The organism is Desulfosarcina sp. BuS5 (assembly GCF_028752835.1).
Taxonomy (GTDB): Bacteria; Desulfobacterota; Desulfobacteria; order Desulfobacterales; family BuS5; genus BuS5.
This window is the reverse complement of the sequence record NZ_CP087952.1, coordinates 799,360-814,530: the sequence shown is the minus strand read 5'-3', so window position 1 is coordinate 814,530 and position 15,171 is coordinate 799,360. Positions and strand designations below refer to the sequence as shown.

The 15,171-nt window shown below is 41.7% G+C and carries 20 protein-coding genes; 4 read left to right on the top strand and 16 right to left on the bottom strand.

Annotated features, from left to right (window positions below):
• Positions 1–56: 56 nt before the first annotated feature.
• Entirely contained in the window at positions 57–983 is a 927-nt protein-coding gene (locus BuS5_RS03905) for a hypothetical protein (protein ID WP_274428001.1), read from the top strand.
• Positions 984–1,407: 424 nt separating this feature from the next.
• Here BuS5_RS03905 and BuS5_RS03900 read toward each other — a convergent pair whose 3' ends face one another.
• The 12 genes from BuS5_RS03900 to BuS5_RS03845 form a co-directional block, all read right to left on the bottom strand.
• Positions 1,408–2,265: an EamA family transporter gene (locus BuS5_RS03900; protein WP_027354808.1), complete on the bottom strand. Its 858-nt coding sequence runs from the start codon at positions 2,263–2,265 to the stop codon at positions 1,408–1,410.
• Positions 2,266–2,600: 335 nt separating this feature from the next.
• Positions 2,601–3,095 (bottom strand): hypothetical protein, encoded by a 495-nt coding sequence (locus tag BuS5_RS03895; protein ID WP_157487458.1) that lies wholly within the window; start codon positions 3,093–3,095, stop codon positions 2,601–2,603.
• Positions 3,096–3,304: 209 nt separating this feature from the next.
• Positions 3,305–4,261, bottom strand: a complete 957-nt coding sequence (locus BuS5_RS03890) for an SDH family Clp fold serine proteinase (protein ID WP_051375108.1) — start codon at positions 4,259–4,261, stop codon at positions 3,305–3,307.
• Positions 4,245–4,412 carry a hypothetical protein gene (locus BuS5_RS03885; RefSeq protein ID WP_157487459.1) on the bottom strand — a complete coding sequence of 56 codons (168 nt, stop codon included), beginning with the start codon at positions 4,410–4,412 and terminating at the stop codon, positions 4,245–4,247. The genes BuS5_RS03890 and BuS5_RS03885 overlap by 17 nt, the downstream gene beginning before the upstream one ends.
• Positions 4,413–5,217: 805 nt before the next feature.
• On the bottom strand, positions 5,218–5,535 hold the full coding sequence (locus tag BuS5_RS03880) for a helix-turn-helix domain-containing protein (RefSeq protein ID WP_035266278.1): 318 nt from the start codon (positions 5,533–5,535) through the stop codon (positions 5,218–5,220).
• Complete coding sequence (locus BuS5_RS03875; RefSeq protein ID WP_232223113.1) at positions 5,532–5,891, bottom strand: type II toxin-antitoxin system RelE/ParE family toxin; 360 nt, start codon at positions 5,889–5,891, stop codon at positions 5,532–5,534. The genes BuS5_RS03880 and BuS5_RS03875 overlap by 4 nt, the downstream gene beginning before the upstream one ends.
• Before the next feature lie 124 nt (positions 5,892–6,015).
• Positions 6,016–6,297 (bottom strand): hypothetical protein, encoded by a 282-nt coding sequence (locus BuS5_RS03870; RefSeq protein ID WP_198012311.1) that lies wholly within the window; start codon positions 6,295–6,297, stop codon positions 6,016–6,018.
• A 507-nt stretch (positions 6,298–6,804) separates the two neighbouring features.
• Positions 6,805–7,122, bottom strand: coding sequence for a nucleotidyltransferase domain-containing protein (locus BuS5_RS03865; protein ID WP_051375111.1), 318 nt, complete (start codon positions 7,120–7,122; stop codon positions 6,805–6,807).
• Positions 7,101–7,487 carry a HEPN domain-containing protein gene (locus BuS5_RS03860; RefSeq protein WP_027354814.1) on the bottom strand — a complete coding sequence of 129 codons (387 nt, stop codon included), beginning with the start codon at positions 7,485–7,487 and terminating at the stop codon, positions 7,101–7,103. The genes BuS5_RS03865 and BuS5_RS03860 overlap by 22 nt, the downstream gene beginning before the upstream one ends.
• 170 nt (positions 7,488–7,657) lie before the next feature.
• Positions 7,658–8,005, bottom strand: coding sequence for a type II toxin-antitoxin system PemK/MazF family toxin (locus BuS5_RS03855; RefSeq protein ID WP_027354815.1), 348 nt, complete (start codon positions 8,003–8,005; stop codon positions 7,658–7,660).
• Positions 8,002–8,214: a DUF2281 domain-containing protein gene (locus BuS5_RS03850; protein ID WP_027354816.1), complete on the bottom strand. Its 213-nt coding sequence runs from the start codon at positions 8,212–8,214 to the stop codon at positions 8,002–8,004. The genes BuS5_RS03855 and BuS5_RS03850 overlap by 4 nt, the downstream gene beginning before the upstream one ends.
• Before the next feature lie 132 nt (positions 8,215–8,346).
• Positions 8,347–8,733 carry a hypothetical protein gene (locus BuS5_RS03845; RefSeq protein ID WP_027354817.1) on the bottom strand — a complete coding sequence of 129 codons (387 nt, stop codon included), beginning with the start codon at positions 8,731–8,733 and terminating at the stop codon, positions 8,347–8,349.
• 135 nt (positions 8,734–8,868) lie between these two features.
• Here BuS5_RS03845 and BuS5_RS03840 point away from each other — a divergent pair, with 135 nt between their 5' ends.
• Together BuS5_RS03840 and BuS5_RS03835 are read left to right on the top strand one after the other, a co-directional pair.
• Positions 8,869–9,789, top strand: coding sequence for a tyrosine-type recombinase/integrase (locus BuS5_RS03840; RefSeq protein ID WP_027354818.1), 921 nt, complete (start codon positions 8,869–8,871; stop codon positions 9,787–9,789).
• Positions 9,786–10,718 carry a tyrosine-type recombinase/integrase gene (locus BuS5_RS03835; protein ID WP_027354819.1) on the top strand — a complete coding sequence of 311 codons (933 nt, stop codon included), beginning with the start codon at positions 9,786–9,788 and terminating at the stop codon, positions 10,716–10,718. The genes BuS5_RS03840 and BuS5_RS03835 overlap by 4 nt, the downstream gene beginning before the upstream one ends.
• A gap of 297 nt (positions 10,719–11,015) precedes the next feature.
• Here BuS5_RS03835 and BuS5_RS03830 read toward each other — a convergent pair.
• Positions 11,016–12,163, bottom strand: a protein-coding gene (locus BuS5_RS03830; protein WP_443112702.1) for an IS3 family transposase whose coding sequence is annotated in 2 segments (ribosomal slippage) — positions 11,016–11,876 and positions 11,879–12,163 — 1,146 coding nt in all. Because the reading frame shifts where the segments join, the coding sequence is not laid out codon by codon here.
• Between the two features lie 92 nt (positions 12,164–12,255).
• Between BuS5_RS03830 and BuS5_RS03825 the strand changes: the two genes are divergently transcribed.
• Positions 12,256–12,612 (top strand): site-specific integrase, encoded by a 357-nt coding sequence (locus BuS5_RS03825; RefSeq protein ID WP_274428000.1) that lies wholly within the window; start codon positions 12,256–12,258, stop codon positions 12,610–12,612.
• Between the two features lie 46 nt (positions 12,613–12,658).
• Here BuS5_RS03825 and istB read toward each other — a convergent pair whose 3' ends face one another.
• The 3 genes from istB to BuS5_RS03810 are packed head-to-tail and all read right to left on the bottom strand — an operon-like array spanning position 12,659 to position 15,139.
• Positions 12,659–13,408 carry an IS21-like element helper ATPase IstB gene (istB, locus tag BuS5_RS03820; protein WP_274427640.1) on the bottom strand — a complete coding sequence of 250 codons (750 nt, stop codon included), beginning with the start codon at positions 13,406–13,408 and terminating at the stop codon, positions 12,659–12,661.
• Complete coding sequence (gene istA, locus BuS5_RS03815; RefSeq protein WP_274427639.1) at positions 13,389–14,882, bottom strand: IS21 family transposase; 1,494 nt, start codon at positions 14,880–14,882, stop codon at positions 13,389–13,391. Before istA ends, istB begins: the two co-directional genes overlap by 20 nt.
• Positions 14,879–15,139 carry a hypothetical protein gene (locus tag BuS5_RS03810; RefSeq protein ID WP_274427638.1) on the bottom strand — a complete coding sequence of 87 codons (261 nt, stop codon included), beginning with the start codon at positions 15,137–15,139 and terminating at the stop codon, positions 14,879–14,881. Before BuS5_RS03810 ends, istA begins: the two co-directional genes overlap by 4 nt.
• Positions 15,140–15,171 lie beyond the last annotated feature (32 nt).

Genomic DNA, 15,171 nt, shown 5'->3' with positions numbered 1-15,171 from the left:
AGGATTATTTATAGCTCAAAAGCGCACCTTAAAAAACCTTGTTTTTTGTCTTGACAATGGGGAGTACCTTAGTTGTTGCCAATCTATTAAAAAAAGAATATACAAAACATCCTTCGTATGACTGTTTTATCTCTGCTTGCGGACAAGCCTCAAAAAAATTTAAGCAAACAGTACTTGCATTTTTTGCACCCCCAAAGGTTTCGACAAAAGCTCGATTCATGAATATTCATCGAATGGTGAAATGGGCTGAAATGGTTCTTAAGCACTCACCACGGGGGCGAGTTTCAAAGGACTCTGTAGTTTCAAAACTTAGGAATTATCTTGGTAAACTTCCTGAATATAAACAGTTTATCAAGCGATTTCTTCGTGATGCATCTCCTCTTTTAAAAAGCCAGGAAATTCTTAAAGCTCAAGGCTTGAATATGAAAACCTACAAAGAGTGCAAAGAACTTTTAAAAAATATCCCTCAAAGCTCTCAAGTACGTATCGGTTTTATTACCTGGATGGAAAAACAATTAATAGTCGCTGAATCATTGGGCATGGGCAATACTGGAATGCCTATTTGTTCTGATAATATTGAATCCCTGTTTGGACTTGGTAAAACACATGGTACAGGAGAAGTAAAAGATGCAAACCGAATTGCACTTCGTTTACCGGCTTTTTGCGGATCTGTGAATAGAGAATCCGTTCGGATGGCAATGGGCGTTACAGTAAAGGAACAACAGGAAGTTGAAAATAAGTTGTTGTCTTTAACTCGGCAGCGCCGAAAAATTTTACCAACCCCCGGAAGCCTTACAGATAGTTTGTCAACTGAGTTTGACTGTGGTTTAACTCTTCTACCGGTGCCAAAAAATGATGAAAAATCAAAAGATGTAACTGATATTACAGCAAATTTTGAACAATTAGGTGGGCCCGTAAATAAGTTTACAAAACAACCTTATGCGCCCAATAATGCTGAATATAATAACCGTGCCGCAGCTTAATAAGCATTTGTTTGACCACATTCAAATATAAATAATGGGTATTATCAACATGTTAATGCTTTGTTTATAAATGGAGCAAATTGACATACATAACTTATATTCTGAAGGGGGGGCCAAATCCTGAGCAAGCTAATTATGGGGATTTAGACACCCCAATTGTAAACAGCCAACCGTGCAGGCTTTAGGTCATGGTATATGGAGATATCATTTGCTTTGTTTGCAATATCACGGGATTTTCTTGCATAATTGGCAGAAATTAGAGCGATTACGCAAGAAAGAAGAGCTGTTAAGAGAGCTAATTTTTCCATATCCCTTTGTATTCAAATCGTAATATTTTTCATGTGCATAACGTTTTGCATAACTTGCCGCCCACCAAAAAAATATGCAATCAAAACCGCTTCTTGCGGTCAAGTTAATGCGATTGTTAGACACTTGAAAGCAATAATATCGAACCGACCGCAAAGGCTGTAGCGACTATTTTTTTTAAATCCATCCTTTCAGTTCCCATTAGAACAGAAAGGAGCAGAGCAATAATGAAACTCATATTTGCAATTGGCACTACAACACTAGCTTGCGCAACTTTAAGACCAAGAATTAGAAAATTCACAATGCAAAATACAAGAACACCAGATATTAAGGAATAAAGAGCCTTCTTTTTGGTTATAATAAAGCGTTTTTCTACATATTTAGCGTAGAATGCTCCGCCAACAATCCAGCAGAGTGCAGCCAACAAGATGATTGCGTTTTTATCTGCTGACGCAAGGAGACCAATTTTGGTTACAATACCGTATGCTGCTCGAAGTAACGATACAAATACTACCAACCAAAAGAATATTTTTGTTGTATGATTGGCTGTTTTGCCGTTACTGCTTTTATACAAAAGCAATACGGAAATGACGCCAAACGTAATTCCAGTTAGTTTATAGAGTTCAATGCTTTCACTTAAGAATACAAAAGATAGAATAACTACCCCAATGGTGTTCAGACGGTATACGGTGGACCCAAGACTCACGTCGATGTGAGTAAGACCCTCAATTAATGAAATGTTAGCTGCCGCCAAAATGACGCCTGCCAACACCCCATATTGGATTGTTAGAATATCAAAGCTGAATGAAATTTTGGAGAACGATGAGTATAAAATTTGCAGCATTGCCCATGTAAAACCAACGCCTAGAATATACATACCTCTAGATCGGTTTTTAACGGCATATTTTTTAAAAATTACGTCGTTAATGCCCGCAAAAAGCATGCTTAGTAAGGCAAAATTTACTCCTTTGGTCAATATCAAGTTTTCTTGCTCCTCTGTCTAACGCCGGCTGTTGAGCCGCGAGAATCGCAGGCACTGAATGAAAAAGGCGGTTTTTTTTCATTCAGTGTCGAGAATCGCAGTCGGCTCGAACGCCCTTGATAGGTGGAGCGTGAGCGGAACCTGTCAAGGACGTTCGAGGAACTCGACAGCCGGCGATAAGTTGACCGTGTGCGTAGCGTAGCGGAGCTCACGGTCAACTTATCGTCGCAAATCACCGGCGGTTAAAAGTGGGGTGGCTGTAGCGTAGCGGAAGCCGCGCCGCTTTTAACCGTCCGAGTGCATTTGCCTTGTTAAATGCCATAGATCGTTCACTTGTGTTTGGAAAGCCACCATTTTGAAATACGCGTAAAAAGGGACATAATGTTAACGCTTATACCCATGATCCCAGGCTTAACTTCAATAACATCCTGCTCGTGATGATTTGCCCAGGAAGGTTCTGATGACGAATTTTGTTTCGATAATAACTGTGAGTATACTGGACACTTAAGGTAGTGGAGAGGAATTACACTCGCCCAACTCCACCGCCAATCATTTGAGAAAGCTTCTTTAGATAAACGTCTATGGGCTGTGTCAATATCAATCTCATCCGCGTATTTATGCAAAGATATTGCGAATAGACCAAAGATATCAAAACTTATTTCTGGACAAAAATTATCGAAACCAGTCTTTTCATCGCCCGGCCCTGAAATGCCAGTGTCATGCTCAGCCACTGCGGGAATCAGGTCACTATTATGCCATAGAGACTCTAATTCTTTGATTTTCTCATGGCTCATTTTTGTTGTTATGCTTGCTTCTCCAAGCATATAAAGGCTTGCATAGTATCGGTAGCAACGATGAACATTGGCATAAGGACAGCGGGGTTGTACTCTCTTCTGTTCACTAATTCCTGTGTACCATTCTATGTCTGGATAAATGAAATCCATGAGTTATAGTTATTTCTTCCTACATTTAACGCTTGAACTCACTGGTTTTTACGGAGCGCAGCGGAGTAAAAATCCAGTGCAGTGATTTGTTAGCCAGCTGCCCCTCGCGTAGGAACAGGAATTGCTTGAATCTGAATTTGACTGTATACTCCCCTGCCATTTTGGTTCTCAACCATCTTCACACATTCAGTAACTTGAAAAGTTACAACTGTGGCATGAAATACTGATAACACTGCTTCCTGAAAATCTTGATTGTCTTCCAATTTCTCAATTTTGAGACCGTGGGAAATGGCCTGTTCGATGCCTATTGGTCTGCCATGAGTTTTGTGTTCCTTCGCATTTCCAAGCCATTGTGCTATCTTTTTAGCTGTCTGCTCTGCGTTCTCTTCACCTTTAAACATGTACTGCTTAAGCCATTCTTCAACTTTTTCCTTAGAAAGCTTCAATGTCGTTTGACACATTTGTAAGAAACCATGAGGATATGCTTGTATTTTCGATGCCCAAAGCGGAATTGTGCTTTGGTCGTTTTTTATTTCTGATTTTGCTTGGTCGAACTCATCTAAAATGGCTTGAGCAGGGGAAGTAAATATTCCCGTTGCAGTAGGAAACGAGACCTGTGGATCGATTGGACCAAGAGCAGAATGTTTGCCCATTACTATTGAATCACATGCACAAGAAATCATAGTTGCAGCTGACATCGCATTCTGTGGGATAATAGCGCGTATGTGATTATATTTACGACGTAGATATTGCACAATTTGGTCTGCTGCCTCCATAGAGCCACCTGGACTATGAAGAATAATATCAAGTTTGTCTCCTTTGAGTCCATGCATGGCAGACATAAATCCTTGAATATCGTCAGACGTGATAGAAAAGGCTATTCCTGGGATTTGAGGAGATTTCGGTGAAGCGAAAGCTGATGCATATAAAATAGTATCTCGCCCTGTCAACTCCGTAAGTTTCTTAAGATAGTCACGTCGGACATCATCTTGAGCAGTTCCTTTCCGACGAAGTATTGCCTCTTGGATTTCATTTCGTGCTGGCATTTGTAGTCCCCTCCGTTGACATGACAACTGTAATTATTGGGTATGGCTTGTTTATATTAATGCTATCGAGAATCTTTCGCGCTTTTGGATCAATGGATATGTCTATCTTTTTCAAAAGATCCTTCTTTTCATTTTCAAGGTCACGATCCATGTATTCCTCCTTCTGGCTAACGCCGGCTGTTGAGCCGCGAGAATCGCAGGCACTGAATGAAAAAGGCGGTTTTTTTTCATTCAGTGTCGAGAATCGCAGTCGGCTCGAACGCCCTTGATAGGTGGAGCGTGAGCGGAACCTGTCAAGGACGTTGGAGGAACTCGACAGCCGCGATAAGTGGACCGTGTGCGTAGCGCAGCGGAGCTCACGGTCCACTTATCGACCGAGCTGAGGGGCTGGGCAGAGCAACCCGACAGCGCTGATTAAATTATAAAATCCTGTTAAAAAGTTGCCTTTCCGGAATGCCGAGCTCCTGCCCAGTCCCTTCCAGCGTATTGTTAACCCCATAAACATACATACAAAATTAGCAATCGCAAAACAACGTCGGAGACGTTTAAATTCCAATTAAATTTAAACTGCTTTACGAGAACCACCCTTTATGCTTTACAGCAACTTGCCTGTAGAAACTTTGAATTGGCGACCTCTCTTTTCCCAGGGAGGTTGGCATTAAGGCAAATTTCAATTTATCAGCAAACCAGACAACCTCTGCCGGAGACAAAAAAGCCCATTTTTTGTCTGAACTTTCAGATGTAATTCCACCAAAAAACAACGGAGCCAAGAGCGCCTGATACATCACGGGGGTTAACGCTGAGTTCACCGGCCGCCGGGAGAGAAGCACAACGGGCTGCACTGCCAAAGACTTCAACGAAGCCAAATAGCCCAAATTCGCTACGACCCAGGCGGTCGGGTGGAACGATTTGTTAGCACCATTTTAGCCATATATTTCAATTGCATAGGTTCTAGTTTATCCATGCGAAATTTTCATATTTGAGCCTTTCCGCACAAGTTTGATCTCTAAATGACAGCCCACCGCCTTGGCATATTTACGGAGTGTAGATACTGAAGGTGAATGTTTCTTGTTTCCACCACCCGCCTCTAATCTAGCTATTGCTGGTGTTTTTGTCCCCATACGGTCAGCTACCTCCGCTTGAGTAAGTCCAGCTTTTATTCTTGCCTTGAGTAGCTCATCAAATAACGAAAACTCATCATCCAAGGCATCATATTCTTTTTGAACTTCTGGATTTTGTAGAAGTTTTTTTGTGAATTCTTCATGTGTCATCATTTTTTGACCTCATTCATGCGAGAAATTGCAATTTTGAGTTCTTTTTGAGGTGTCTTTTGAGATTTTTTGATAAATGTATGCAACATTACTATCTTTTTTCCTAACAACGTACAATAAAAAATTCTTCCAATACCTTCTTTTGACTTCATCCGAAGTTCAAACAAGCCTTCTTTTAGGGCTTTAGTATGTGGCATTCCAAGATTGGCTCCATAGTGACGCATTCTTTCAGTGAGGTGAATATACCTCGCTTGAATGCCAGCAGGCAAGGTTGAAATTTCTTCTTGAAGTGCTTCACTATAATATAAAATTTTCCATGTCATAAACACAATATTAACAGATACGTTAATATCTTGCAAGAAAAAAAAGCATCTTCTATGTTTTGAAGAATTAAGAATAAAAGATGCTTTTGTAAAAATGCATTTGGCTCAGCTTATTTTCTACAAGCCAGTCAATACAAGGACTTATACTTTGAATGCTTGTTTAAGATTCACCATCTACTTTGAGCATAACTTTCTCAGCTGTAGATTTTGCATAGGTAGATTTTGCATAGAAGGCGTAAATCAGATTTCCAATTCCAAGTGTCCACCAAGCAGTCAATAAACCCCAAAGTAGATGACCACCTCCGGTACCCCAAGTTTTTTTTCTGACCATCGCATTGCGTTCGCTTTGCTCAACAATTTCATATCCTTGAGTTACGTAGTCATCAATTAAATTCTCCATCTCTTTTTTAGAAGTAACTCTTCTAAGACGCGGTGCAGCCATAAATTTTACCTCACTCAACGTTTACGGCATCTATCCTTTGAAAACCCCCATGGCTTCAAATTTAGATGCGCTAACGCCGGCTGTTGAGCCGCGAGAATCGCAGGCACTGAATGAAAAAGGCGGTTTTTTTTCATTCAGTGTCGAGAATCGCAGTCGGCTCGAACGCCCTTGATAGGTGGAGCGTGAGCGGAACCTGTCAAGGACGTTCGAGGAACTCGACAGCCGGCGATAAGTTGACCGTGTGCGTAGCGTAGCGGAGCTCACGGTCAACTTATCGCCTCGGTCACCTGCCCCAGAAGCAACGATAACTTGGCAAAAAATACGTTTTACCGTGAAATGATAAAGGTGAAAAATGCCATAGCTTCTGGGGTCAGGTGTACTGAATGGTTCGGCATTTTTCCCTGATTATGGTTGCAAATGCTGAGATTCGATTGAAATTATCACCATTTCTGCTTTTATATACGCTTTTTGCCGTGGTAGTAATTCGTTTCCGATCATAAGAAAGACTCAAATGATTGCTAATCCTTCATCTTTTATTTGTCGTACGAAAGGATCATCATCACTGAAACTATCAAGATTGAATGGCAGTGGTTCAAGCCGATCATCGACAGATATTGCCAGTTCGGTCAATCTTATACGTTCTTCAAAACGGTCGTTGCTTATTTGAGGAGAAACAATTGCCACATCTATATCACTCCATTTATCCACCTGCCCCCTGACATAGGAGCCAAAAATATAGGCTTTGGAAATATGAAATCCAGCCAGGCGGAGTTTGTCGAGAAATAATTGGACATTTTTTAAAACTATAGATTCGATTTCAGCCATGTAAAAACCTCTTTAATTTTTTGCAGTTCCTTTGCAGTGAACTGCAAAGTACATTTTTTCCTGAATTCTTTTTTGTAGTCAGGATATCTGGATTCAAGGTTAAATGCTGTAATCCTTATTAGAGTACGCTTCTGCTCTTCAGTTATTTTTATATGAGCTTCTTTGGCTAATCTCAATAAATTGTGAGAGCGAGGCACCTGTTGATTGGTATTTTTGACAAGTACCGCTTTTATGATTTTCTCAACAGCAAGATGTCCAAAGAAAAGCGCATAAGAATAATCTTTTTTTTCAAAAAGATGTTTTGCAACATGGAGAGATTCTTCTGCTTCGGATGCCCAATAATCAATAATTTTTTTTTGATTCATTGAATACTTCCTTATGTTGATTGTTGGTGAGCATCGTAATCATTCTCGCTGCCGAACGTACGCATCACCTGCGCCCAAAGCCAATGAGGATTTGGCAAGAGCAATTTTTTACACAGACTGCGCAAAAGTAAAAAACGGCTTGGCTTTGGGTGTCAGAGTGAATGCGATTGTTATACGCCCGATATCCATCTTGCAAGATTTCGTCTCACTCTACTGAGCCGATCATGAGATATCTGCCCTAATTTCCCCAAAAGTATATCTTTCTCAACAACGGCAAGTCTGCTGACACGGATTACACTTGGCACTTTTAAGCCGGACAGTATAAAATCTGAATCCTTTGTAGTGATAATCTCATCTAATTCCTGTATCTTTTGATGAAGTTTGGAGGATATCATACAAATGAGCCAATCATTATATCGGCCAGGCATTTTACGCAATACAAGCGCAGGACGAAGCTTTCCTGCTTGCTGATCAGTTTGGGGAAATTTAAAAAGAGTAATTTGTCCTTCAGAAATCATGAGAAAAATTCCTTGAGATCATTCAGCGAGTAATGTGATTGCTCATTTTCCATGCCACGCATTGCTGATGAAAGCGATAAGGTTGACCACTCAATATTTTCTTGCCTTTCTGTTTTTAATTTTAAATATTCGATAAAATCTAAAACTTCTATTTGTTTTAATTCCGGCAATTCTTTGACATTGTTAATAATTTTATTTGCCAAACTCATAGCATGCCCTCCTTGTCAAAATATGGGATAGAGCTAATCTGTTTCTAACCTATAACGGCGCAAATAACCGGACTGCCAAAAGCTGCGCCGTTTCGCTCTGCACCTTTTGGCGGTCCGAGTTAATTTGCCTTGTTATGCATTTTCTCTTGCTTGCCTAAATTCATCCACTGTAGGAGGAATGATTTTATACCAAAAGAAATTGAAAACATCTTCTCTTCTTTGATGATAATCCTCCCATTTTTCGGCTGAAAAACCTTCACCTGGCACACCGGATTGATTGACTACAATTAAAGTTAAAGGCGGTAATTCATTTTGCTTGCAATAGAACATAATACAGCCAAGTATTACGCCCATTGGTCTGTTATCTGAGTACCCCATTAGTAACCGCAATTCATCATATTGTACGATTTGTCGATTTTCGGCTTTTCCAATTAAATATTGCCATGCCTGTAATGCCCGTACAGCAGATTTTTCGCCTGACTTCGCATCTTCAACTACATCATCGAACAACTGATACATACTTCATTCTCCTTTATTGTATAATGTATGTTTCGCGCAGTTAGGTTATAATCCTCTTAAATAGCTTGATTTTTCATCTTTGATTTTACATATCAATTCATGATGAAAAATACAATAAAAGAGGAGGATTAAATTATGTGTGAACAGCTCTGTCCTGAAGACCTGCTTAAGAATGATATCGATTCCCTTGTTAAGCATTGTCTCAAGGTGGAACAAGATCGAAAGTTATCTGTAAATTCCATCAAAGAACTTAAACGATATCTGATGGAGTTCGGCAAGTACTGTAAAGTTAACGGTATTAGCTCTCCAACTCAGTTACATCTTGACTTTCTTAGAAAATATTCTGAATATCGTTGTATAAATGCCGGCCCAAATCTTAAAAAGGCTGTGGTCTGGTCCCTGCGCAAATTCGGCAAGTTTCTAAATCTTATCCAGGTTGTCAGTGATGACCCTGCTAAAAATTTACGCCATCCCAAATTTCATCCCCGTTCCAGGCTGCCGGAATATCTTAGTGAAACCGAGCTTCGGAAGCTGCTTGAATACGCTGCAAAGAACATAAAAAAGCGTGACTTTACCATCATCAGCCTTATGGCCACTACAGGACTTCGCCCCAAAGAAATAACCAGTATCAAACGATGTGATATACATTCGAATAATCATTACATTAATGTTCAGGTTAAAGGTGGATGGCTAAAAAAGACACACATCAGTTTTTCCATGTCTGCTCTGCTGTCCAATTATCTTGCTGCGCGGAAAGATGAGTCAGAGTTTTTATTTGTGAATACAAGGGGAAAACCCATTTCCGTGGCCTGGCTGCAGCATTTTGTGAAGAATATTGGTCAAGATGCCGATCTTTCAATACCCATTACCAGTAACTGTTTGCGCCATACATTTGCCACTCATGCGGCAGACAGGCACGGTAAGGTCACCACAAAAGCCTTAATGGGACATCAGCGATTGTCCACCACGGAGATATATACCCACCTGAGCCCGCGTCATTTCAAAACCGTTACCAGCTGCCATCCCCTGGGACAAATTGAAAGGAGCAACCCATGAACAATATCATTAACGAATATATTGGATATCTTGAAAATCTGTGTGGCTTTGCAAAAGGAACTCTCAAGCAACATCTGCGCATATGTAAACTATGGACAGAATTTTTAACCTCAACCAGGGATAAAAAGCTATTTACAGCACAACCGATTGATTTACTTTGTTATATTGAATTACGCCAAAAAAGCGCCAAGGTAAAAAATACCACAATATCCAAAGAACTCTGCGTACTCAGGACTTTATATGCCTATTTGCAAGACTTTAAAAAAATTGAGTTAAACCCGGCAGCTTCACTTCCTGAGCTTATCTGTGAACCTCCGGCAGAAAAGAAGTATTTGACGGTAAATGAGTGTTTTAAATTATTAGAATCGATTAAAACCGACACTCTTATTGGATTACGAGATCATACGATCATAGCATTGTTATGGTCAACCGGTCTTCGCAGCAGCGAGTTGTGCGCCCTTGACCGGAACGATATCGATCTCAGGGAAGGTTCACTGATTGTAAGAAAAGGCAAAGGCGGCAAGCAGCGCCAGGTGTTTTTCAATAACAAAATGTTAGAAATGCTCACACACTATTGGGTAATGTTCCCAGGCGATACAGATACCCCGCTTTTCCATGCCTTTTCCAAAAATGGAAGCAATAAAAAAAAGCATGCCAGGTTAAGCCAGGCTCGTATGGCCGATATTGTTAGAGAAAGAAGCAAGACAGCAGGAATAACCAAAAAAGTCAGCCCTTTGACGTTCCGGCATACATTTGCAACCCATATGTATGAAGCAGGTGTTAACATGAAAGATATCAAAGAGATGCTGGGCCATGATGATGAGACAGAAACGACGGTTTATGTACATATCAGCATTGATATTGCCAGACAATTCTTGAAAAATCATATTGCAAATCCGGCAAGATACAAAGATGGAGGCCGTAAATGAGCGCATATATCGCGGTATCCGACTTTGATCATTACATGGAAGAATAAAGTGGACCCCAAGTCAAGGACAGATTTTATGTTTTGTTAAGGTGTGCCATTATTGATATCAACAAAAAAATAAACAAAAAAATGAAATATGTTTATATGCGCCATAAAAATGTTCATAAGTAATTTAACTTGTTGATTTAATAGATAATAATATCAGCTTAAAATGTTCATAACTTGTTGATAAAATGTTGATAACTTTTCCATATATCGTTAACGTACTGTTAAAATTCAATATTAATATGTTCATAACTTATGCCGCACGCTGAATGGCTAATTCACCAAAATATATCTCTGCGGGAGTGTTTCTATTCAGCGATTGATGAGGCCGTTCAAAATTATAAAATTCAAAATATTGCTTCAATGCATTTATTAGATCTTTGACATTCGAATATTCCTTGATGTATATTTCTTCATATTTTACAGAACGCCATAAACGCTCTATGAAGATATTATCCATACAACGCCCCTTGCCATCCATGCTAATCCGGATTTGATGCTGTTTTAACACGCCGGTAAAGTCATTGCCGGTGTATTGGGAACCCTGATCGGTATTGAAAATATCCGGTTTGCCAAAACGTCGGATGGCGCTCTGCAATGCGTTTACGCAGAAAACGTCATCCATCGTTGTTGACACTTCCCAGGAAAGTACATAGCGGCTGTGCCAGTCCATAACAGCCGTCAGATAAACAAAACCGCCAGGCATACGAATATAGGTAATATCCGAACACCAGACCTGATCCGGTTTCGTTATTTTCATTCCCTTCAGCAGGTAGGGGTATATTTTGTGCTCTTTGCGAGGAGCACTCGTATCAGGTTTAGGCGCTATGGACTGGATTCCCATTATGCGCATCAGGCGCTGTATCCGTTTACGATTGATTTTGTAACCGCAGCGCCCTAAATAATCACGTATCTTTCGGCTTCCGTAAAAGGGGTGGCGCGTATATTCTTCATCAATCAGACGCATCAATTCCAGATTTTCATTACTTTCTTTAACAGGATAATTATTTTGCCGATAATAACCGGAACGGTGCAGCCCCAATAATTTACATTGACGAGCAATGCTTAAGCGGGAATGACCAGGCTCTATACAGCTTCGCTTTTCAGACAGGCTCATCTTCTGTATCCAATTGTTTTTTTTAGCCAGTCCACTTCAACTTGAAGCTTTCCGATCTGTTGGTATAGACGATCTTTTTCAGCCTCATAGGCCTTTGCATCACGACCCCTGTTTTGCGAAAAAATTTCTGTTGATTCAGTAATCAATTTTTTCTTCCACTGGCCGATTTGATTGCTATGGACTCCATATTCAGTTGCCAGTTCATTTATTGTCTTCTGGCCTTTTATGGCATCCAGCGCAACCCGAGCCTTAAAGTCTTTGGTATAATTCTTTCTCTTTTTCATTTGCTTCCTCCTGTTTGTTTAGAATTACACCTTAACATATTGTCGCATTTTTGGGGTCCACTATAGAATATCACGTACTGCGTGTTGATGTTTTGAACCATCAACCTTCGGGTGTTGAAGCTAATAAACGTGATCTCAATTTATTTTCAAATTATCTCCATTCTCAAAACATTGAAATGATTACAGGGGAGGAGACGTTAAAATTTATAGGATGGTTACGGGTTGAACGGGATAATAATGCCGGTTCCATCAATCGTAAAGAATCCTCCATCAGAAGCTATGTTAAATATCTGCGTTTTACCCAGGTAAAAGGCGCTGATATTTTTCCCATTGAAAGCCTGCCACGGGCAAGGGAACCCTACACCGGACCCGTGGAAGCCCTGACACCGGATGAAGTTGTTAGCGGCGGTGTAAAAATGTACCCAAAGCGCCGTTTTAAAAATGTATAGAAAAAAATGCGGTTCACCGGCTTTTTCCCCGGTGAACCGCAAGCGTTTATTCTTTTACCACATCCTTCATCCTGTAACTTTTTCCTTCCACCACCACTGCTGCTTCGATGTGGTGCAGCAGCCGGTCCAGCAGGGCAGAAGTAAGCATGTTGTCGTTGTTAAATATTTGCGGCCAATCTTTAAAAACGCGATTGGTGGTTATAATAATGGCACCTTGTTCATAGCGCTGGCTTATAACCTGGAAGAGCAGGTCAGCGCCGATTTTGTCAATGGGCAGGTAGCCTAATTCATCCAGTATCAAGAGAGCCGGTTTGAGATATTTTTTTAACTCCTGTTTTAAGCGGTCGGCCTGCTGGGCGGAATAAAGGTTATTGATGGTTTCGATTGCGGAGATAAAAAGTACGGTATGCCCTTTCAGGCAGGCCTGATAGCCCAGAGCCGTGGCTAAATGGGTTTTCCCCAGGCCGACACCGCCGATGAACACCACATTGCTTTTATCCTCGATAAATTTCAGATGAAAGAGGTTCTGCACCTGTGCCCGGTTGATTGTTTTTGGCCAGGACCAGTTAAACTGATCCAGGGTTTTAATAACCGAAAACCGGGCTGATCGGATACGGCGCTGGATGGTGCGATCTCTTCGCATATCCGCTTCTCCCCGGACCAATTCGGCCAGGTAATGCAGATGTGTCCATTGCTTTTGTGCAGCGGTTTGAGCACAGGTGGCATGGTTTTCTCGGATATATGGCAGTTTCAGGTAAGAAAGCTGTTTTGTGATATCAGTTTCCCTTGTTGTCATCTTCATCCTCCATAATTGAATAATCGTAAATACCCAGGTTAGGCTGGGCTATTGTAAGATCCAAAAGATCGCTGCGGCGGGTCACATGCAGCGCCCCTGATTCCCGGGCAGGGCGGGTACGGTGTTCAAGCAGGTTGGCGATATATTCACAAGAAAAGGCCTGGAAGATAAAAGCGTCGTCAATGGCACGTTGAACTTGTTCGAGCGGATATATCTCGCTTAAGGCCACGATCTGACGGATATGGTGGAGCGTATTGAGCCGCCGCTCGTTAAGTTGTTGGTAATAGGCCTCGGCCTTGTCGGACAAAACTAAAAACCGCATTAAGAGTTTTTGATCCCGCGCTTTTCTACGCTGAGCCAGCAGTTCTTTGGGGTGGTCCGGGAGCTCAAAGTCCTGACGACGGTCATAACTCCTGACATGACGGGCAACAAGATTACCCTCATGATAAATACATATCCGGTCGGGATACTGCCTTACAGTAACACCTACACCTGATAGTTGAGCCGGGACGCTGTAACGGTTGGTATCCACAGTCACCCTGAACTGCCGGGACGCCCTAACCTGATTGATGACAGCCACATCATAGGCTTCCACCGGCAACGGCTGCAGACTGGCTTTTTCTTGTTCAAACAGATCAACCGGCTTTTTCCCTGTCTCGCGATGAACACGGACATTGGCCACGGTCTCCAGCCAATGTTCGGCGATTGGTTTCATTACCTTGAAATCCGGGATATCCAGGCCGGATAAAAGGTTCTTTTTGACATACCCAACCCCGCTTTCCACCCGGCCTTTTTCATTGCCTTTGCGTATACCGCAGGGAACAATCGTAAAACCGTAATGGTTGGCAAAATCAAGATACCGGGGATTAAATATCGGTGCCTGGCCGATGGCGCGTTTCAATACTGCCGATTTTAAATTATCCACCATGACTTTTTGGGGTACTCCTCCGAAAAAACAAAAGGCATGCTGCTGGCAGGCTAAAAAATGCTCCATGGTTTGCGAGACGGTAAATTCCACATAAATCATCCTGCTGTTGCACAATACCATCACAAAAAAGCTCAATCGCCGGGTAGTGGAACCGACTGGGACGGAACCATAAGAACCCCAATCCACCTGTGCGCATTCACCGGGCGCAAAGTATAGTTTCAGGTAGGCTTTTGTTTTTTTGGGCCGCACCCGGCTGACATAATCCTTTACGATGGTATAGCCGCCGTCAAAGCCCTCTTCTCTGAGGTGTTGATAAATCTGGACGGCGGTATAAGGATGCTTGTTCAGCATACGCACAATCTCTTTTTTAAAAGGATCCAGCTTGCTGGCCCGTTTTCCGAGCTTACGCTGCTGATAGCATTTCTGGTTGGCCCATCTGGCTACCGTCCTATGATCCAGGGACAAGCATTCGGCAATCTGACTGTAGTTGAGACCGTCTTTTTCCAGATGGTTGCGGATACGCACATAAGTTTCATAGTCAATCATGGGCTGCCCTCCCTTGCTTGTTTGAAAATATCGCTCAAACGCATTACACCCTGTGAAGATCGTTTCTTAACGGTTGCCGACTCCATAGAGAGCACCTGATATATAGGACTCCGCCAGGCCAGCAGATCGCTGCGAATCAGTTCTGAACGGGCTTTTTCCAAAAGTCCGGCGTCCATTTTCAACTTTTCGGCAATCGATTTATCGCTGTAATAGCTGAGTCCCCGGCGATCGCCGACGCAAACCAAAAACAGATACAAGGCCGCGGCCGCGTGGCTGCATTTATTTATAT